Source organism: Mesorhizobium sp. LNHC229A00, from assembly GCF_000502415.1.
Taxonomy (GTDB): domain Bacteria; phylum Pseudomonadota; class Alphaproteobacteria; order Rhizobiales; family Rhizobiaceae; genus Mesorhizobium.
This window is the reverse complement of the sequence record NZ_AYWQ01000036.1, coordinates 1-18,412: the sequence shown is the minus strand read 5'-3', so window position 1 is coordinate 18,412 and position 18,412 is coordinate 1. Positions and strand designations below refer to the sequence as shown.

Sequence of the window (18,412 nt, the reverse complement as noted above, 5' to 3'; positions counted from 1 at the left end):
CCCTCATCCGCCTGCCGGCACCTTCTCCCCGTATAGGGACGGGGCGAAGGAAGGGGCTTCAGCGCCGTCCTCGCCCGGTTTGCGGGGAGAGCATGAAGGACAGCGCGGACTTGTCGTCGAAGCGACGCTCGAAGCTCCACCAGCTGAAATCGCCCCGCCTATTCGCCAGCCTGCACCGGTCGAGACGCAGCCGGTCATTGCCGAGGTCGCGCCCGAGCCTCAACCGGTTCCGCAGCCCGCCCGGGAGCCAAAACCCGTTCCCGGCAAGGTGACGGTCGCCAGGAAGGTCGAGCAGAAGGCCGAGCCGCAGAAGGCGCCGGAACCGGCGCCGAGGCAAACCTGGTTCCAGCGCATGCGGGACGGGCTAGCCCGGTCCTCGCGCGAACTGACCGGCAACATTGCCGGCGTCTTCACCAAGCGCAAGCTGGACGAGGAGACGCTGCAGGACCTGGAGGACGTGCTGATCCGCGCCGATCTCGGCGTCGAAACGGCGCTGCGCGTGACCGATTCACTGGCCGCCAGCCGCTACGGCAAGGATGTTTCCGATACCGACGTGCGCGCCGTCATGGCGGCCGAGGTGGAGAAGGTGCTCGCCCCGGTCGCGAAGCCACTCGAGCTCGACCTCTCGCACAAGCCGCATGTCATCCTGGTGGTCGGCGTCAACGGCACCGGCAAGACCACGACCATCGGCAAGCTCGCCGCCAAGCTGACCGATGGCGGCCTGTCGGTGATGCTGGCCGCCGGCGACACGTTCCGCGCCGCCGCGATCGAACAGCTGAAGATCTGGGGCGAACGCACGAAGTCGCCCGTCATTGCCTCCAAGCTCGGCGCCGACGCCGCCGGTCTCGCATACGATGCCTTCGAACGGGCAAAGGAAGCCGGCTCCGACGTGCTGATCATCGACACCGCCGGCCGGCTGCAGAACAAGACCGAACTGATGGCGGAGCTGGAAAAGATCGTCCGCGTGCTGGGCAAGCTCGATCCCGAAGCGCCGCACACCGTGCTGCAGACGGTCGACGCCACGACCGGCCAGAACGCACTCAACCAGGTCGAGATCTTCCGCAATATCGCCGGCGTCAACGGCCTGGTGATGACCAAGCTGGACGGCACGGCGCGGGGCGGTATTCTGGTGGCGATCGCGGCAAAGCATAAATTGCCGGTCTATTTCATCGGCGTCGGCGAACAGGTCGACGACCTCGAACCGTTTTCCGCAAGCGAATTCGCCAGGGCGATCGCTGGAGTGGCTTGAACAGGCATGTTGCCGGAAGTGAGGCTTCCGGATGAGCGTGCGTTAGAAGGAAACCATGAACCCACCCATTCTCGAACGCGATCCGTCCGACCCGCAGAAAGAGAAGAAGGAAGGCATCAATCCCGTGCTCAAGCTGGCGCTGGAGCTTGGGCCGCTGCTCGTCTTCTTTTTCGCCAATGCGCGCGGCGAGTGGCTGACGCAGAAATTGCCCGTGCTGGCTGAATTCGGCGGCCCTATCTTCGTCGCCACAGGCCTGTTCATGGCCGCAACCGCGATCGCGCTGATCGCCTCATGGCTGCTCACCCGCACCTTGCCGATCATGCCGATGGTGTCGGGGGTCGTCGTCTTCATCTTCGGCGCGCTGACGCTTTATCTGCAGGACGACGTTTTCATCAAGATGAAGCCGACCATCGTCAACACGCTGTTCGGCGGCGTGTTGCTCGGCGGCCTGTACTTCGGCCGCTCGCTCCTCGGCTATGTCTTCGAGTCCGCATTCAAGCTCGATGCCGAAGGCTGGCGCAAGCTCACCTTCCGTTGGGGCCTGTTCTTCCTGTTCCTGGCCCTCGTCAACGAAGTCGTCTGGCGGAATTTTTCCACCGACGCCTGGGTTACGTTCAAGGTCTGGGGCATCATGCCGATCACGCTTCTGTTCACCTTCAGCCAGATGCCGCTGATCCTGCGCCACTCGCTGGACGACAAGGCCGGCGGCGAAGAGAAAGTCGGCAAATAAGGTTGCAAAGGGGAGAGCCATGGAATTCGTCACCACCCAGGAGGAGCTGCGGACGATCTACAAGACGCCGCGCCCGACCGATGGCTCGATCCGCAAGGAATTGAAGGCGCTCGACGCCCATTGCCGCTCCTTCATCGGCAAGAGCCCATTCGTGCTGATCGGCTCGTCCGACGGCGAAGGCAATGCCGACGTCACCCCGAAAGGCGACAAGCCCGGCTTCGCCGCCATTCTCGACGAGAACACCATCGCCATCCCTGACCGGCCCGGCAACAATCGGCTGGATACTCTTGAAAACATCATCCGCAATCCCTCGGTCGGGCTGCTCTTCCTCATCCCAGGCATGAACGAGACGCTGCGCGTCAATGGCGATGCCCGCATCACCGTCGATGCCACCTTGCGCGAGCGCCTTGCGGTCGACGGCAGGGAGCCGCAAAGCGTCATCGTGATCGTGGTCAAGGCCGCCTATATGCATTGCGCCAAGGCTTTCATGCGCTCCGATTTGTGGAAGCCCGACAGCTGGCATGATCGCGCCACGCTGCCGACGCTCGGCCAGATCCTGCGCGACCAGCTGGCACTGGCCGATTCGGCCGAGGCGACCGACCGCTGGCTGGACGGCGAGTACAAACAGACGATGTGGTAGGGTTCTCGGCCCCCGATTCGTCTGGACTGGTCCGCCTTGCTCAACCTCATTGCGATATCCGGCAGCCTGCGGGCGGCCTCCACCAATTCAGCCCTGGTCGCGGCACTGGCGCTGAACACGCCAGCGGGCTGTCGCGTCACCGTCTATGACGGGCTTGGCCGGCTGCCGATCTTCAACCCCGACGACGAGGGTGAGCGGACGCCGCGCGACGTCTCCGATCTGATCGAGGCCGTCACCGGCGCGGACGGTGTCATCGTCTCCTGTCCCGAATATGCCCATGGCGTGCCTGGCGGGCTGAAGAATGCGCTCGACTGGCTGGTTTCGCGTGACGCCGCCGTCGGGAAGCCCGCGATGCTGGCGCACGCCTCGCCACGCTCGCTCTACGCCCGCGCGGCGCTGGCGGAGATCATGCGGACCATGTCGTTCGCGCTTTGCGACGAGGCCATGCTCGAGGTTTCGCTCCTCGGCAAGAAGCCGGCGGAGGTTGATAGCATTCTGGGAGAGCCGGCAAACGTGCGGGCAATTCGCGATGGCCTGTCAGCCTTCGCGGCGTTCATCCGCTCGCGTCAAATTTGAGCGGACTCGTGCCAAATCTGAGCGGACGCCGTCGTGTCGTCGTCCTGGAAGGACCGGAGGCGTCGGCCAATCGCTACAGCCGATAAACGTACATCACAAAGGTCTCCGCCTCGTCATGCGCCTCCTTGCGCCCCCCGTAAAGTGCGCGGGCAGGCAGATTGTCCGGCTCGGTGCCGACCCATGCCTCTTCGCAGCCTTGCTCACGGCCGAGCGCGAACATGGCGTCGAGCATTCCGCGCGCGATTCCCTGGCGCTGGAAAGCTGGCGAGACGCCGACCTCGTCGACATAGAGTTCGGGCGCCTTGTCCGGATGGCGGTGCATGATCGCCGCGCATTGGCCGACGACAACGTCCTCGGCCAGGGCCACGATCATGAAATGGCCCGATTGCGCGAGATAGCTGGCAAGGCGATCGGGCCGCACCGGCTCGTCGAACACGTCGTCGGCAATCCGCATCACAAGGGCGTCATCTCCCGGATATAGCCTTCTGATCTCAACCGCCATTGTGTAAATTCTCCCAAGTAGGCTTACAAACTTTGACGTTTACGTAAATCCCGAACACACTAACCGATTGAAAATGCAGGGGTCGAAATAATCGTTTGAATTTATTCCGCACCAGAGCTATTGGGTGCGGGAAATTCGCGGTTCCCCGCAGCGGTCCGGCCTCTTCCTCGACGCCGTGTTGGCGCGTCACAGACAAAGGGAAATCATCCTCACATGGCACGCAACAAGATAGCGCTGATCGGCTCGGGCATGATCGGCGGCACACTCGCCCACATGATCGGTCTCAAGGATCTCGGCGACGTGATCCTGTTCGATATCGCCGAGGGTATCCCGCAAGGCAAGGGCCTCGATATCGCGCAGTCGTCGCCGGTAGATGGTTTCGATTCCCGGCTGACTGGCGTCAACGACTATGCCGGCATCGAGGGCGCCGATGTCTGCATCGTCACCGCCGGCGTCCCGCGCAAGCCGGGCATGAGCCGCGACGACCTGCTGGGCATCAACCTGAAGGTCATGGAGCAGGTTGGCGCAGGGCTGAAGAAGTACGCGCCGAAGGCCTTCGTCATCTGCATTACCAATCCCCTCGACGCCATGGTGTGGGCGCTGCAGAAGTTTTCGGGCTTGCCCAAGACCCATGTCGTCGGCATGGCCGGCGTGCTCGACAGCGCGCGCTTCCGCTACTTCCTGGCCGAGGAATTCAAGGTTTCGGTCGAGGACGTCACCGCCTTCGTGCTCGGCGGCCACGGGGATTCCATGGTGCCGATGATCCGCTATTCCACGGTGTCGGGCATTCCGCTTCCCGACCTGATCAAGATGGGCTGGACCTCGAAGGAAAAGCTCGACCAGATCGTGCAGCGCACCCGCGACGGCGGCGCCGAGATCGTCGGTCTGCTGAAGACCGGCTCGGCCTATTACGCGCCGGCGGCCTCGGCGATCCAGATGGCCGAATCCTACCTCAAGGACAAGAAGCGCGTGCTGCCTTGCGCAGCACACCTCTCCGGTCAGTATGGCGTCAAGGGTACCTATGTCGGCGTGCCCGTGGTGATCGGCGCCGGCGGTGTCGAGCGCGTCATCGAGATCGACCTCAACAAGGCCGAGCAGAAGATGTTCGAGGCATCGGTGGCGACCGTGCAGGGCCTGACCGAGGCCTGCGTCAAGATCGCGCCGCAGCTCGCCTCGAAGTAACCCCGCCCAAACGTCACCCCGGCAAAACGACCCTGGAGATAGTTCCCGATGAACATCCATGAATATCAAGGCAAGGCGCTGCTGAAGAGCTTTGGCGCGCCGGTGGCCGAAGGCGTGCCGGTTTTCAAGGCAAGCGAGGCGGAAGCCGCGGCACAAGCGCTGCCCGGCCCGCTCTATGTGGTCAAGAGCCAGATCCATGCCGGCGGCCGCGGCAAAGGCAAATTCAAGGAGCTCGGCCCCGATGCCAAGGGCGGCGTGCGGCTGGCGAAGTCGGTGGCCGAGGTCGTCGCCAACGCCAATGAGATGCTCGGCCACACGCTGGTGACCAAGCAGACCGGCCCGGCCGGCAAGCAGGTCAACCGCCTTTATATCGAGGACGGCGCCGACATCGAGCGCGAACTCTATCTCTCCATTCTGGTCGACCGCTCGGTCGGCCGCATCGCCTTCGTCGTCTCCACCGAGGGCGGCATGGACATCGAGGGTGTCGCGCACGATACGCCGGAAAAGATCATCACCGTCGCCATCGATCCGGAAAAGGGCGTTACGGCTGAGGACGTCAAGGCGCTCAACGACGCGCTGAAGCTCGACGGCGACGCGGCCAGGGATGGCGGCACGCTGTTCCCGATCCTCTACAAGGCCTTTGTCGAAAAGGACATGAGCCTGCTCGAGGTCAACCCGTTGATCGTGATGAGGAACGGCCGCCTGCGCGTGCTCGACGCGAAAGTGTCGTTCGACAACAACGCGCTGTTTCGCCACCCCGATGTGCTCGAACTGCGCGATACCACCGAGGAAGACGAGAAGGAGATCGAGGCGTCGAAATACGACCTCGCCTATGTCGCGCTCGACGGCAATATCGGCTGCATGGTCAACGGCGCCGGCCTTGCCATGGCGACGATGGACATCATCAAGCTCTATGGCGCCGAGCCCGCCAACTTCCTCGATGTCGGCGGCGGCGCTTCCAAGGAGAAGGTGACGGCGGCGTTCAAGATCATCACCAGGGATCCGGCGGTCAAGGGCATCTTGATCAACATTTTCGGCGGCATCATGAAGTGCGACATCATCGCCGAGGGCGTGATCGCCGCGGTCAAGGAAGTCGGGCTCAAGGTGCCGCTGGTCGTGCGCCTGGAAGGCACCAATGCCGAGCTCGGCAAGAAGATCATCAACGACAGCGGCCTGAACGTGGTTTCGGCCGACGATCTTGACGATGCGGCCAAGAAGATCGTGGCGGCGGTGAAGGGCTGATCCGGTGCCTCCACGCAAGATAAACCTGGTTGAGGCGGCGGATCAGAAGATAACCGCGGTGTTCGATCCGCATATCGCCGGCGACGTCAATGACAGCCAGGCCAAGGTCGCCAAGTTCGGCGAGGTCTTCGACTGGCACGCGCATGACAATGAGGACGAAGCTTTTCTCGTGCTGCGCGGCAGGATCGCCATCGATTTCCGCGACGGGCCGGTCGAGCTCGGCGAGGGCGACTTCATCGTCGTGCCGCGGGGCGTCGAGCATCGCCCGCGTTCGCTGACATCGGAGCCGGTGGTTCTGATGTTCGAACCGGCGACGACACTCAACACCGGCAATGCCAAGAGCGGCCTGACGGTCACCGATCTGAAGCGGCTCTGACCGATGAACGCGGCCTCCTTCTCCTCGCTCTCTGACGGTCACCAGCGCTTGCAGGCGCTGGTCGGCGCGTGGCGCGGCGAGGAAGAGGTCTCGGACACGCAATGGGCCGATGGCGGCCCAGCGACGTCCGAAGTGCTGGCGCAGGCTGAGTTCGGCGGCCAGTTCGTGGTGCAGCGCTATCGCCAGCGCCGCGACGGTACGATCTCGTTCGGGTCGCACTGCGTGTTCGGCTTCGACCAGCAGAACAGCCTCTTCACCATGCATCAGTTCGATTCGATGGGCTTTGTGCCGGTGTCGCCGGCGACAGGCACGTGGGATGGCAACACACTGACGCTGCTGCGCTCATCGTCGCGCGGAGCCGCGCGCGTGAGTTACGATTTCAATGGCGGTGACAGCTATCGCATGCGGTTGGAGTTTCAGCCGATCGGCAGCGATGCCTGGCAAGACATGGTGAGAGCCCTCTACCGGCGCGTTTTGCCTTCCGAGTTGAGGGAAGGCTGATCGATGGAGATCCTGCGCAAGGCTGTTGAAGAATTACACATAAACACACATATTATGGCTGTGTATTTATGTGGAGATGGACGATGAAGAACGTCACCCTGGCCATGGACGAGGCTCTGCTCGAAAAGGCGCGAGGCCTTGCCGAGCGCCGCAAGACGACGCTCAACGCCCTCGTTCGTTCCCTGCTTGCGCACGAAGTCGAGCAGGAAGACCGGATTGCCTGGGCCAAAGCGGGAATGAAGCGGCTCATGGACGAGGCCGCGAAACGGAGCGATAGCGCCGACACCCCTTACAAGTGGGATCGAAGGGACGCCTATGCCGACCGGGAAGATCGATTGCTTTCTCGACACGAACGTCCTGATCTACGCGGCTTCGGAGAAGAATCGTGATCCGCGCCGCGCGCCAATCGCTGAAGAGCTGGTATCGAGCACTGTCTTTGGCGTGTCGGGCCAGACTTTGGCCGAATTCACCGCAGTGGCGCGTGGGAAATCCCTACTTGGCGATGATCTGCTCGATCGGTGGCTGGTCCTCCTCGGCACCTGCCCGTTGGTACCTGTCGATGAAAGCTATGTTCGCGCGGGACTGGACCTCGCGCGACGTTACGGAATTCACTACTACGACGCCGCGCTTCTCGCAGCGGCCGGGTATCTCGGCGCGCCGATTTTCTANACCTCAACCACAACCAGGTTTATGGCTCGGTCCGAGCCGTCAATCCTTTCTTGTAATCGCTGAATTCAGAGGCGTAATCACTCATGTCCATTCTCGTCGACAAGAACACCAAGGTGCTGGTGCAAGGCCTGACCGGCAAGACCGGTACGTTCCATACCGAGCAGGCGCTGGCCTATCACGGAACAAAGATGGTCGGCGGCATCCATCCCAAGAAGGGTGGCGAGACCTGGACGGGCTCGAAAGGCGAGAGCCTGCCGATCTACGCCACTGTCGCCGAAGGCAAGGAAAAGACAGGCGCCAACGCCTCCGTCATCTACGTGCCGCCGGCGGGCGCCGCGGAAGCCATCATCGAGGCGATCGAGGCGGAGATCCCGCTGATCGTCTGCATCACCGAAGGCATTCCGGTGATGGACATGATCAAGGTCAAGGCGCGGCTCGATCGCTCGGCCTCGCGACTGATCGGACCGAACTGCCCGGGCGTGCTTACCCCTGACGAATGCAAGATCGGCATCATGCCCGGGAACATCTTCCGCAAGGGCTCGGTCGGCGTTGTTTCGCGCTCGGGAACACTTACCTATGAGGCTGTGTTCCAGACCACCAATGTCGGCCTCGGCCAGACCACTGCCGTTGGCATCGGCGGCGACCCCGTCAAGGGCACCGAGTTCATCGACATGCTCGAGATGTTCCTGGCTGATGAAGAGACCAAGTCGATCATCATGATCGGCGAGATCGGCGGTTCGGCCGAGGAAGACGCCGCGCAGTTTCTCAAGGACGAAGCCAAGCGTGGTCGCAAGAAGCCGATGGCCGGCTTCATCGCCGGGCGCACCGCGCCGGCGGGCCGCACCATGGGCCATGCCGGCGCGGTCATCTCCGGCGGCAAGGGCGGCGCGGAAGACAAGATCGCGGCGATGGAATCGGCCGGGATAAAAGTCTCGCCGTCGCCGGCACGGCTGGGCACGACGCTGGTCGAGGCGATCAAGGGTTAAGGCAGTAGTGAGTAGCAGGTAGTCAGTAGTGAAGAAGGGAAGAACGGGTGAGTAGCAGCTGAGCCGAAAATTCCATTTTCCACTCACTACCGGCTACTCACTATTCCCTCGAAAGGAGACGGAGCCAGGCTCCGCTGAAACGACATGGCAAGACAAGATCAGGCCAACGACCAATTTTCGCTTACCTCTTTCCTCTATGGCGGCAATGCCGATTACATCGACGCGCTCTACGCGGCGTATGAGGACGATCCCGCCTCGGTCAATCCCGANTGGCAGGAGTTCTTCGCCGGGCTGAAGGACGATGCCGGCGATGTGCGCAGGAACGCCAAGGGCGCTTCGTGGGCGAAACCTTCCTGGCCGCTGCAGGCCAATGGCGAGCTGGTGTCGGCGCTGGACGGCAATTGGGGCATCGTCGAGAAGCACCTGGAAAAGAAGGTCAAGGACAAGGCCGTCACCAACGGTGTCGTGCTGTCCGACGCCGATGTGCACCAGGCGACACGCGATTCCGTGCGCGCCATCATGATGATCCGCGCCTTCCGCATGCGCGGCCATCTGCACGCCAATCTCGATCCGCTCGGCATCAACACGCTCGAGGATTACAACGAATTGTCGCCGGAGAATTACGGCTTCACCGAAGCCGACTACGACCGGCCGATCTTCCTCGACAATGTGCTAGGGCTCGAATTCGGCAGCATCCGGCAGATGCTGGAGATTCTCACCCGCACCTATTGTTCGACGCTCGGCGTCGAGTTCATGCATATTTCCGATCCCGAGGAAAAGGCCTGGATCCAGGCGCGTATCGAGGGCGCCGACAAGGAGATCTCGTTCACCGCCACCGGCAAGAAGGCGATCCTGCAGAAGCTGGTCGAGGCGGAAGGCTTCGAGCAGTTCATCGATGTCAAGTACAAGGGCACCAAGCGCTTCGGTCTCGACGGCGGTGAATCGCTGATCCCGGCGTTGGAGCAGATCGTCAAGCGCGGCGGCCAGCTCGGCATGAAGGAGATCGTGCTCGGCATGGCCCATCGCGGCCGCCTCAATGTGCTTTCTCAGGTTATGGCCAAGCCGCACCGAGCCATCTTCCACGAATTCAAGGGCGGCTCGGCGGCCCCCGACGAGGTCGAGGGCTCGGGCGACGTGAAGTACCATCTCGGTGCCTCGTCGGACCGCGAGTTCGATGGCAACAAGGTTCACCTGTCGCTGACGGCGAACCCTTCGCACCTGGAGATCGTCGATCCCGTGGTGATGGGCAAGGCGCGCGCCAAGCAGGATTCCCTGTTCGGCCGCGGCCGCGAGGAGATCGTGCCGCTGGAAGAGCGGGCCAAGGTGCTGCCGCTCTTGCTGCATGGCGACGCCGCCTTCGCCGGCCAGGGCGTGATCGCCGAGATCCTCGGCCTGTCGGGCCTGCGTGGCCACCGCGTCGCGGGCACGCTGCACTTCATCATCAACAACCAGATCGGCTTCACCACCAATCCGCGCTTCTCGCGCTCATCGCCCTATCCGTCCGATGTCGCCAAGATGATCGAGGCGCCGATCTTTCACGTCAATGGTGACGATCCGGAGGCTGTGGTGCACGCCACCAAGGTGGCGATCGAGTTCCGCATGAAATTCCACAAGCCGGTGGTCGTGGACATGTTCTGCTACCGCCGCTTCGGCCACAATGAGGGCGACGAGCCGGCCTTCACCCAGCCGCTGATGTACAGCAACATCCGCACCCACAAGACGACAGTGCAGATCTATGGCGATCGCCTGATCACTGAAGGGCACATCACCCAGGCCGAGCTCGATCAGATGAAGGCCGACTGGCGCGCGCATCTGGAAGCCGAATGGGAAGTCGGCCAGCACTACAAGCCAAACAAGGCCGACTGGCTCGACGGCGCCTGGTCAGGCCTGCGCACGGCCGACAACCAGGACGAGACAAGGCGCGGCAAGACCGCGGTACCGGTCAAGACACTGAAGGAAATCGGCAAGAAGCTGACCGAGGTGCCGAAGGGTTTCGAAGCGCACAAGACGATCATCCGCTTCCTCGAAAACCGGCGCCAGGCGATCGAGTCCGGTGAAGGCATCGACTGGTCGACGGCCGAGGCGCTGGCTTTCGGCGCGATCCTGCTCGACGGCAATCCGATCCGGCTTTCTGGCCAGGATTCCGAGCGCGGCACCTTCTCGCAGCGCCATTCCGTGCTTTACGACCAGCGCGACGAGACCCGCTACATCCCGCTCAACAATCTGTCGGCGGCGCAGGCCGGTTACGAAGTCATCAACTCGATGCTGTCGGAAGAAGCGGTGCTGGGCTTCGAATATGGCTACAGCCTGGCCGAGCCGAAGGCGCTGACGCTGTGGGAGGCGCAGTTCGGCGACTTCGCCAACGGAGCCCAGGTGGTGTTCGACCAGTTCATCTCGTCGGGCGAACGCAAGTGGCTCAGAATGTCTGGCCTCGTCTGCCTGCTGCCGCATGGCTATGAAGGCCAGGGCCCGGAACATTCTTCCGCCCGGCTGGAGCGCTTCCTGCAGCTCTGCGCCGAAGACAATATGCAAGTCGCCAACTGCACGACGCCGGCCAACTACTTCCACATCTTGCGCCGGCAGCTGAAGCGCGACTTCCGCAAGCCGCTGATCCTGATGACGCCGAAGTCGCTGCTGCGCCACAAGCGGGCGGTGTCGACGCTGCCGGAAATCTCGGGCGAAAGCTCGTTCCACCGGCTGCTGTGGGACGATGCCCAGCTGTTGCCCAACCAGGCGATCAAGCTGACCAAGGATTCCAAGATCCGCCGCGTCGTGCTGTGCTCGGGCAAGGTCTATTACGACCTCTATGAGGAGCGCGAGAAGCGCGGCATCAACGACATCTATTTGCTGCGCGTCGAACAGCTCTATCCGTTCCCGGCCAAGGCGCTGATCACCGAGCTGTCACGCTTCCGCAACGCCGAGATGGTGTGGTGCCAGGAGGAGCCCAAGAACATGGGTGCCTGGTCGTTCATCGATCCGTATCTGGAATGGGTGCTGGCGCATATCGACGCCAAGCATCAGCGGGTGCGCTACACCGGCCGTCCGGCGGCCGCGTCGCCGGCTACCGGGCTGATGTCGAAGCACCTCGCCCAGCTCGCCGCCTTGCTCGAAGACGCGCTCGGCGAATAAGCAGAACAGAACCGAAAGAACGGACAGGCACAATGGCTACCGAAATCCGCGTTCCCACACTCGGCGAATCCGTCACCGAAGCGACCGTCGGCAAATGGTTCAAGAAGGTCGGCGATGCCATTGCCGCGGACGAGCCGCTGGTCGAGCTCGAGACCGACAAGGTGACGATAGAGGTGCCCGCCGCCGCCGCCGGGACGCTCGGTGAAATCACAGTTGGGGAAGGCGAGACGGTCGGCGTCGGCGCCCTGCTCGGGTCGATTTCGGCCGGTGGCGCGGCTGGTCCCGCGACCAAGCCGCAAGCGGTCGCGCAGGCGTCCAGCCCTGACGCGGCATCCACCACCAAGCAGGCCGCGGCCGAGACCGCCAAGGTTGCCGGCGATGCCGGACCGGTCGAGCCGCGCACCATGCCGCCGGCGCCGGCGGCGGCAAAATTGATCGCCGAGAACAATCTGTCGGTCGACCAGCTCTCCGGCTCGGGCAAGCGGGGCCAGGTGCTGAAAGGCGACGTGCTGGATGCCATCTCCAAGGGTGCGCCGTCGCAGCCGGCCGAGACGCCAAAGGCAGCGCCGGCACCGATCGCGGTTCGGGCGCCGTCGTCGGGCGACGATGCATCGCGCGAGGAGCGCGTGCGCATGACCAAGCTGCGCCAGACCATCGCGCGCCGCCTGAAGGAGGCGCAGTCTACCGCCGCCATGCTGACCACCTTCAACGAAGTCGACATGTCGGCGGTGATGGCGCTCAGGACCAAGTACAAGGAGGTTTTCGAGAAGAAGCACGGCGTGAAGCTCGGTTTCATGGGCTTCTTCACCAAGGCCGTCACCCACGCGCTGAAGGAAATCCCCTCGGTCAATGCCGAGATCGACGGCACCGACATCATCTTCAAGAACTATGCCCATATCGGTGTCGCGGTCGGCACCGAAAAGGGTCTCGTGGTTCCGGTCGTGCGCGATGCCGACCAGATGTCGATCGCCGAGATCGAGAAGGATATCGGCCGGCTGGGCATCGCCGCGCGCGACGGCAAGCTGTCGGTCGCCGACATGCAGGGCGGCACCTTCACCATCTCCAATGGTGGCGTCTACGGGTCGCTGATGTCGACGCCCATCCTCAATGCGCCGCAGTCGGGCATTCTCGGCATGCACAAGATCCAGGACCGGCCGGTCGTGGTCGGCGGCCAGATCGTGATCCGGCCGATGATGTATCTGGCGCTCAGCTACGATCACCGCATCGTCGACGGCAAGGAAGCCGTGACCTTCCTGGTGCGGGTCAAGGAAAGCCTGGAGGATCCGGAACGGCTGGTGCTCGATCTCTGAGGCGGTCGGATGGCGGCTTGCGGCAAAGAGCGGCCAATGATGGCCCGTTTGCTTGGAGCCACCAAACCGGTTGTGTTGATGGCCGGTATCGTGATGGCTACCGCAGCCGCCCAGGCCGCCTGTCCAATCGAGCTTGCCGTCTATGGCGACGTCCAGAGTGGCGGCGAGATCGATTTTACCCCGACCGGCACATCGGCTGTTGTCACCAACACGTTCCGGCTGATCCTCGACAACAATGTGGTGCTGAACGGCATCGTCACGTGGACCACGGATGTTGCGCGGCCGAACGGCGCGCTGATGTACAAGTGCCCGGAAGGCGACGTGACCGGCGAGGAGCTTGCCGCCTGCACGCTGTGGAACGGCGTCATCTACACGTCCGACGACAAGGGCACTGTCGGGCTTTTGCCGGCCGAGGGTGTCGAGGCGCCGAAGACGCTGATCCTGCCCGATCTCGGGCCGGTGCTTAGGCAATCCCGGGCGTATGGCGGCGGCGGATTTGCGAAAGTGCCATCCGATGTGTTCGCGATGAAGGGATGCCAGGAATGAGCGCGACGCAAAAAGTGCTGCTGGTCACCGGCGGCGGCCGCGGCATCGGCGCCGCCATCTGCCGATTGGGATCGGAGGCGGGCTATCGCGTCGCGGTCAATTATGCCTCCAACAAGGCCGCCGCCGATGCGCTGGTCGCCGAGATCAGGAACGGCGGCGGCGAAGCCGTTGCCGTCAGGGGCGATGTCGGCAAGGAAACCGATATCGTGGCCATGTTCGGCGCCGTCGACCGCGCCTTTGGCCGCCTCGACGCCTTCGTCAACAATGCCGGCATCGTCGACGTCAAGGCGCGCGTCGACGAGATGGATGTTTCGCGGCTGGAACGCATGATGCGCATCAATGTCATCGGCTCGTTCCTGTGCGCCCGCGAGGCGGTCAAGCGCATGTCGACGCGGCATGGCGGGTCGGGCGGTGCGATCGTCAACATCTCGTCGGCGGCGGCGACGCTAGGCTCGCCGGGCGAATATGTCGACTATGCCGCCTCCAAGGGCGCCATCGACACCTTCACCATCGGGCTTGCCCGCGAAGTGGCGCTGGAAGGCATTCGCGTCAATGCGGTGCGGCCGGGCATCATCGACACCGAGATCCACGCCTCCGGAGGCCAGCCGGACCGGATAGAGCGGTTCCGCGATCTGCTGCCGATGAAAAGGGCGGGCACGGCGGATGAAGTCGCCGGTGCGGTCCTCTATCTTTTATCCGATGCCGCGTCCTATACGACGGGCGCGATCCTGAATGTCAGCGGCGGCCGCTGAACCCCAAGCAAAGGGAAACAAACATGGCTTATGACGTGGTTATCATCGGCTCCGGACCGGGCGGCTATGTCTGCGCCATCAAGGCGTCACAGCTTGGGCTGAAGGTCGCGGTGGTCGAAAAGAACGCGACCTTCGGCGGCACCTGCCTCAACATCGGCTGCATCCCGTCCAAGGCGCTGCTTTATGCCTCGGAAATGTTCGCCGAGGCCGGCCATTCCTTCGACACGCTCGGCGTCGAAATCCCGGCACCCAAGCTGAACCTGAAGAAAATGATGGCGCACAAGGATGCGACGGTGTCGTCCAACGTCAATGGCGTCGCCTTCCTGTTCAAGAAAAACAAGATCGATGCCTTCCGCGGGACCGGCAAGGTGGTCGCCGCAGGCAAGGTCTCGGTGACCGGCGAGGACGGCAAGGTCGAGGAGATCGAGACCAAGAACATCGTCATCGCCACCGGGTCCGATGTCGCCGGCATTCCCGGCGTCAAGGTCGACTTCGACGAGACGGTCATAGTTTCGTCGACGGGCGCTCTGTCATTGGAGAAGGTGCCGGGCCATCTGGTGGTGGTCGGCGGCGGTGTCATCGGCCTCGAGCTCGGCTCGGTCTGGGCACGGCTCGGCGCCAAGGTCACTGTGGTCGAGTTCCTCGACACCATTTTGGGCGGCATGGACGGCGAGGTGTCGAAACAGTTCCAGCGGCTGCTCTCCAAGCAGGGCTTCGAGTTCAAGCTCGGCGCCAAGGTGACCGGCGTCGCCAAGGCCAAGAAGGGCGCGACCGTTACCTTCGAGCCCGTCAAGGGTGGCGCGGTCGAGACCATCGAGGCCGATGCCGTGCTGATCTCGACGGGACGCCGTGCCTTTTCGGACAGCCTCGGGCTGAAGGAAGCCGGCGTCGAGGTCGACGAGCGCGGCCGGATCAAGACCGACGGGCATCTCAGGACCAATGTTCCCGGGATCTACGCCATCGGCGACGTCATCGCCGGGCCGATGCTGGCGCACAAGGCCGAGGACGAGGGCGTGGCGGTGGCCGAGACCATCGCCGGCCAGGCCGGACATGTGAACTATGACGTCATTCCGAGCGTCGTCTACACCAGTCCGGAGATCGCGTCGGTCGGCAAGACCGAGGAAGAGCTGAAGAAGGCCGGCATCGACTACAAGGTCGGCAAATTCCCCTTCACCGCCAATGGCCGCGCGCGCGCCATGCTGCATACCGACGGTTTCGTGAAGATCCTGGCCGACAAGACAAGCGACCGCGTGCTCGGCGTCCATATCGTCGGCTTCGGCGCCGGTGAGATGATCCATGAGGCGGCGGTGCTGATGGAGTTCGGCGGCTCGTCGGAAGATCTGGCCCGCACCTGCCACGCCCATCCGACGATGTCGGAAGCGGTGAAGGAAGCGGCGCTGGCCACCTTCTTCAAGCCGATCCACATCTAAGGGTGCCCAACGCTTCGTCGTACTATGGCGGAACAACGAGCGAAGCGACGCGGCGTAGACCATAGGCTCCATGCCGTGACTTCAGAGCGCTCCTGCGGTGCGGAATTCTGGTCCGCTGCATTCCTCGGCCGAGGTCGCGGCATGGATCCTCGGGTCAAGCCCGAGGATGACGAACGCGCGGGGGTGGCTTGGCGCCAAAGACCCCCCAACGGTCATCACCCAAAACAAAACGGCCCGCCTTTCAGCGGGCCGTTCGCTTTTTTTGATTCGAGCCGATCAGTTGGCCGGCGCAGGCGCTGGTGCGGGAGCCGGCGCTGGTGCAGGAGCCGGGGCGGGCGCAGGAGCAGGAGCAGGAGCCGGCGCAGGAGCGGGCGCTGGCTTGGCCGGTTCGGCGGGCTTCATCGGTTCAGCCGGCGCGGGCGCCGGAGCCGGTGTGCTGGCCGCTGGCGGTTCGGCGGGTGCCGGGTGCTCGCCACTTCTTCCGAAAACATAATACGCGACAATCGCCAGGATGACGACGACCAATGCAATCAGCCAGGGGCTGCCGCCACCGCCGCTCGGCCGAGGGGCATTGGTGGTAGAATTGTACGGATCGTTTGGATTTGGTGTGTTCGCCATAAATGTGTCCTCCGGGAAAATGAAAAAGGTCAATCAACATCCATCAACGCGCAACCGTTGAATGGGTTTCACTCTAGCGGAGGAAAACGCCGGAAACGCGGCGTTTGCGTGCCTCCGCTGCCGTCCGACTCAATTGACGGCGGTGACAGTATAGCCGGCTTTGCGGAAATCCTCGACCAGTCCCTCTGGGCCGGGCAGATGCAGCGCGCCGACCGCCATGAAGGCGTTGCCCTTGGCCAGGATCGGCTCGGAATGATCGACCATCACCTTGTTGCGGCTGGTGATCATGGTTTCCTCGAAGGCGGCGTAGCCCGCGGGGTCGTCCTGCTCCTCGGGCATGGCGGCGCGGAACAGCGGCCAGAACATGCCGGTGTCGCCACGCTGGTAAAGCACGATCATGGTCTCGTTGATGTCGTTGACCTTGTCGCCCAGCTTCAGCGTGTCGACCAGACCCTTCATGTGAAAGGCGAGTGGCAGCGAAGCCATGGCGCGCAGCTGGCTCTCGGCCGTTTCCAATCCTTCCACCGGCTTGCCGGCCGCCTTGGCGCTCTCCGCCAGCTTCACGTCGAGCACCGGCGCGCCGCTGGACTGGCGGGCGAGCTCGCAAGCCGGAAGCGCCATCATGGCCGACAGCATCCACGGCTTCATCTTGGCGACTGTCGCCGGCGGGATGCCGCGCGCGTCGAGCGCGGCGTTCATGGCCGCCGCTTCGTCCGGCGACAGCAGTGACGAAAGCGTCGTGGAGTCGGTGAACATCATCAGGTCCGGCTCCTTCAGCATCGCCGTCATNCGTCATCATCTTCTGCTTGTCGAGCACGTCGGTGGTCTCGATGATGAGGGTGCCGGCTGCATCGAAGGCCTTCTGCGCATAGGCCGGCAGCGTGGTGACGCGCGGATCGGTCATGTGCATGGTGCCGAACAGGTAGGATGGCTGTTCGCCTGACTTTTCCAGCTTCCACAGCAGCCCCTTGCCGTTCAGCGTGGCAGCCGCCTCGGCCTCGATTTTGCCGTAGGTGGCAGGGTTGTTCTTCTGCAAGGCGGACAGCATGTCGGCGCCGGTACAGGTCGGAATTTCCGCGTGCGCCCTGCCGACGGCGAACAGCAGGACAGCAAGGAAGGACAGGAAAAACAGCACGTTGAGCGCCACAAGCAGTTTCAGCGAGACGGAAGCCGCACGGTCGGCGATGGCAATGACACGTTTCATGGTCCCATTCCTAGGACTGAAAAGCGGCAAAACCGTTAATCGGGAGGGCAAAATTGAAAGGTTCATGCCCTGGGATGGGCCGATTCGTAAATTTCGAGCAGCCTTGCGGTGTCGACGCCGGTATAGATCTGCGTCGTTGACAGGCTGGCGTGGCCCAGGAGTTCCTGGATGGTGCGCAGATCGCCGCCTCGGCCGAGCAGATGGGTGGCGAAGGAATGGCGCAAGGCATGCGGCGTCGCCGTCTCCGGCAGGTTGAGCGCCGAACGCAGCTTCGCCATGTCACGCTGGATGATGGCCGGGTTGAGCGGGCCGCCGCGCGCGCCGCGAAACAGCAGGCCCTTCGGATCGAGATGATAGGGGCAGAGCCGGCGGTATTCGGCGATCGCCCTGCGCGCCACCGGCAGTACCGGCACCAGCCGTGTCTTGCCGCCCTTGCCGGTGACGCGCAGGACGGTGTCGGCTTCCGACGCCAGGTCGGCGGCGGCGAGGCCAAGCGCTTCCGAAATGCGCAGGCCCGAGCCGTAAAGCAGCGTCAGCACGGCGGCGTTGCGGGCGGCGATCCAGGGTTCTTCCGCCAGTTGCCCCTCGACGGAGACCACGTGCCTGGCATCGCTCGCCGTCAGGGGCTTGGGCAGCGATTTGGGCTGGCGTGGCGCTCGCAAGGCCGCGGCACCAGCCGCATTGGCGAGGCCGCGCCGCTCAAGGAACCGCAGCAGTGAACGAATGCCGGCCAGGCCACGGCCAAGCGTGCGGGCGCCGGCGCCGGCATG

18 protein-coding genes and 1 pseudogene are annotated in these 18,412 nt (G+C 63.5%); 16 read left to right on the top strand and 3 right to left on the bottom strand.

Features of this window, described 5'->3' with window-relative positions:
• The 4 genes from ftsY to X742_RS141050 form a co-directional block, all read left to right on the top strand.
• Nucleotides 1-1,249 (top strand): signal recognition particle-docking protein FtsY (gene ftsY, locus X742_RS141035; RefSeq protein WP_031248738.1); only part of this gene is annotated, 1,249 nt, incomplete at its 5' end.
• Between the two features lie 55 nt (nt 1,250-1,304).
• On the top strand, nt 1,305-1,979 hold the full coding sequence (locus X742_RS141040; protein ID WP_023763224.1) for a septation protein A: 675 nt from the start codon (nt 1,305-1,307) through the stop codon (nt 1,977-1,979).
• Nucleotides 1,980-1,998: 19 nt separating this feature from the next.
• On the top strand, nt 1,999-2,619 hold the full coding sequence (locus tag X742_RS141045) for a pyridoxamine 5'-phosphate oxidase family protein (RefSeq protein ID WP_023775437.1): 621 nt from the start codon (nt 1,999-2,001) through the stop codon (nt 2,617-2,619).
• A 36-nt stretch (nt 2,620-2,655) separates the two neighbouring features.
• Nucleotides 2,656-3,195 carry an NADPH-dependent FMN reductase gene (locus X742_RS141050; protein WP_023775436.1) on the top strand — a complete coding sequence of 180 codons (540 nt, stop codon included), beginning with the start codon at nt 2,656-2,658 and terminating at the stop codon, nt 3,193-3,195.
• A gap of 73 nt (nt 3,196-3,268) precedes the next feature.
• On the opposite strand, the gene X742_RS141055 is transcribed toward X742_RS141050, so the two are convergent.
• A complete protein-coding gene (locus tag X742_RS141055) occupies nt 3,269-3,697 on the bottom strand; it encodes a GNAT family N-acetyltransferase (RefSeq protein WP_023775435.1) in 429 nt (142 codons plus the stop codon).
• Between the two features lie 213 nt (nt 3,698-3,910).
• Between X742_RS141055 and mdh the strand changes: the two genes are divergently transcribed.
• The 12 genes from mdh to lpdA all read left to right on the top strand — a co-directional run bounded on the left by mdh (nt 3,911) and on the right by lpdA (nt 15,820).
• A complete protein-coding gene (mdh, locus tag X742_RS141060; RefSeq protein WP_023775434.1) occupies nt 3,911-4,879 on the top strand; it encodes a malate dehydrogenase in 969 nt (322 codons plus the stop codon).
• 48 nt (nt 4,880-4,927) lie between these two features.
• Complete coding sequence (gene sucC / locus X742_RS141065; protein ID WP_023775433.1) at nt 4,928-6,121, top strand: ADP-forming succinate--CoA ligase subunit beta; 1,194 nt, start codon at nt 4,928-4,930, stop codon at nt 6,119-6,121.
• Between the two features lie 4 nt (nt 6,122-6,125).
• Nucleotides 6,126-6,497, top strand: coding sequence for a cupin domain-containing protein (locus X742_RS141070; protein ID WP_023775432.1), 372 nt, complete (start codon nt 6,126-6,128; stop codon nt 6,495-6,497).
• Nucleotides 6,498-6,500: 3 nt separating this feature from the next.
• Nucleotides 6,501-6,998, top strand: coding sequence for a DUF1579 family protein (locus X742_RS141075; RefSeq protein WP_023775431.1), 498 nt, complete (start codon nt 6,501-6,503; stop codon nt 6,996-6,998).
• 83 nt (nt 6,999-7,081) lie between these two features.
• Nucleotides 7,082-7,387, top strand: a complete 306-nt coding sequence (locus X742_RS1000000174505; RefSeq protein WP_032925105.1) for a hypothetical protein — start codon at nt 7,082-7,084, stop codon at nt 7,385-7,387.
• On the top strand, nt 7,314-7,730 hold the full coding sequence (locus tag X742_RS1000000173485; protein WP_084569702.1) for a PIN domain-containing protein: 417 nt from the start codon (nt 7,314-7,316) through the stop codon (nt 7,728-7,730). The genes X742_RS1000000174505 and X742_RS1000000173485 overlap by 74 nt, the downstream gene beginning before the upstream one ends.
• 20 nt (nt 7,731-7,750) lie before the next feature.
• Nucleotides 7,751-8,653: a succinate--CoA ligase subunit alpha gene (gene sucD, locus X742_RS141080; protein WP_023775429.1), complete on the top strand. Its 903-nt coding sequence runs from the start codon at nt 7,751-7,753 to the stop codon at nt 8,651-8,653.
• A gap of 144 nt (nt 8,654-8,797) precedes the next feature.
• Entirely contained in the window at nt 8,798-11,782 is a 2,985-nt protein-coding gene (locus X742_RS141085) for a 2-oxoglutarate dehydrogenase E1 component (RefSeq protein WP_023775428.1), read from the top strand.
• 32 nt (nt 11,783-11,814) lie between these two features.
• Complete coding sequence (gene odhB, locus X742_RS141090; protein WP_023775427.1) at nt 11,815-13,092, top strand: 2-oxoglutarate dehydrogenase complex dihydrolipoyllysine-residue succinyltransferase; 1,278 nt, start codon at nt 11,815-11,817, stop codon at nt 13,090-13,092.
• Nucleotides 13,093-13,131: 39 nt separating this feature from the next.
• A complete protein-coding gene (locus X742_RS141095) occupies nt 13,132-13,638 on the top strand; it encodes a hypothetical protein (RefSeq protein WP_245275657.1) in 507 nt (168 codons plus the stop codon).
• Nucleotides 13,635-14,390, top strand: coding sequence for an SDR family oxidoreductase (locus X742_RS141100; protein WP_023775425.1), 756 nt, complete (start codon nt 13,635-13,637; stop codon nt 14,388-14,390). Before X742_RS141095 ends, X742_RS141100 begins: the two co-directional genes overlap by 4 nt.
• A 23-nt stretch (nt 14,391-14,413) precedes the next feature.
• Nucleotides 14,414-15,820: a dihydrolipoyl dehydrogenase gene (gene lpdA / locus X742_RS141105; RefSeq protein ID WP_031248735.1), complete on the top strand. Its 1,407-nt coding sequence runs from the start codon at nt 14,414-14,416 to the stop codon at nt 15,818-15,820.
• A gap of 747 nt (nt 15,821-16,567) precedes the next feature.
• Here the strand turns inward: lpdA and X742_RS01000000171005 are convergent.
• A pseudogene (locus X742_RS01000000171005) lies at nt 16,568-17,642 on the bottom strand (TraB/GumN family protein).
• A gap of 62 nt (nt 17,643-17,704) precedes the next feature.
• Nucleotides 17,705-18,412, bottom strand: a 708-nt coding sequence (locus X742_RS141110) for a tyrosine recombinase XerC (RefSeq protein WP_023775421.1), incomplete at its 5' end; no start/stop codon positions are given.

Excerpts from the sequence above, each read along its gene's own strand:
- X742_RS141045 (WP_023775437.1), top strand. The coding sequence starts at position 1,999 with ATGGAATTCGTCACCACCCAGGAGGAGCTGCGGACGATCTACAAGACG.
- mdh (WP_023775434.1), top strand. The coding sequence starts at position 3,911 with ATGGCACGCAACAAGATAGCGCTGATCGGCTCGGGCATGATCGGCGGC.
- X742_RS141095 (WP_245275657.1), top strand. The coding sequence starts at position 13,132 with ATGGCCCGTTTGCTTGGAGCCACCAAACCGGTTGTGTTGATGGCCGGT.
- X742_RS141100 (WP_023775425.1), top strand. The coding sequence starts at position 13,635 with ATGAGCGCGACGCAAAAAGTGCTGCTGGTCACCGGCGGCGGCCGCGGC.
- X742_RS141075 (WP_023775431.1), top strand. The coding sequence starts at position 6,501 with ATGAACGCGGCCTCCTTCTCCTCGCTCTCTGACGGTCACCAGCGCTTG.
- sucD (WP_023775429.1), top strand. The coding sequence starts at position 7,751 with ATGTCCATTCTCGTCGACAAGAACACCAAGGTGCTGGTGCAAGGCCTG.
- sucC (WP_023775433.1), top strand. The coding sequence starts at position 4,928 with ATGAACATCCATGAATATCAAGGCAAGGCGCTGCTGAAGAGCTTTGGC.
- X742_RS1000000174505 (WP_032925105.1), top strand. The coding sequence starts at position 7,082 with ATGAAGAACGTCACCCTGGCCATGGACGAGGCTCTGCTCGAAAAGGCG.
- lpdA (WP_031248735.1), top strand. The coding sequence starts at position 14,414 with ATGGCTTATGACGTGGTTATCATCGGCTCCGGACCGGGCGGCTATGTC.
- X742_RS141040 (WP_023763224.1), top strand. The coding sequence starts at position 1,305 with ATGAACCCACCCATTCTCGAACGCGATCCGTCCGACCCGCAGAAAGAG.
- X742_RS141055 (WP_023775435.1), bottom strand. The coding sequence starts at position 3,697 with ATGGCGGTTGAGATCAGAAGGCTATATCCGGGAGATGACGCCCTTGTG.
- odhB (WP_023775427.1), top strand. The coding sequence starts at position 11,815 with ATGGCTACCGAAATCCGCGTTCCCACACTCGGCGAATCCGTCACCGAA.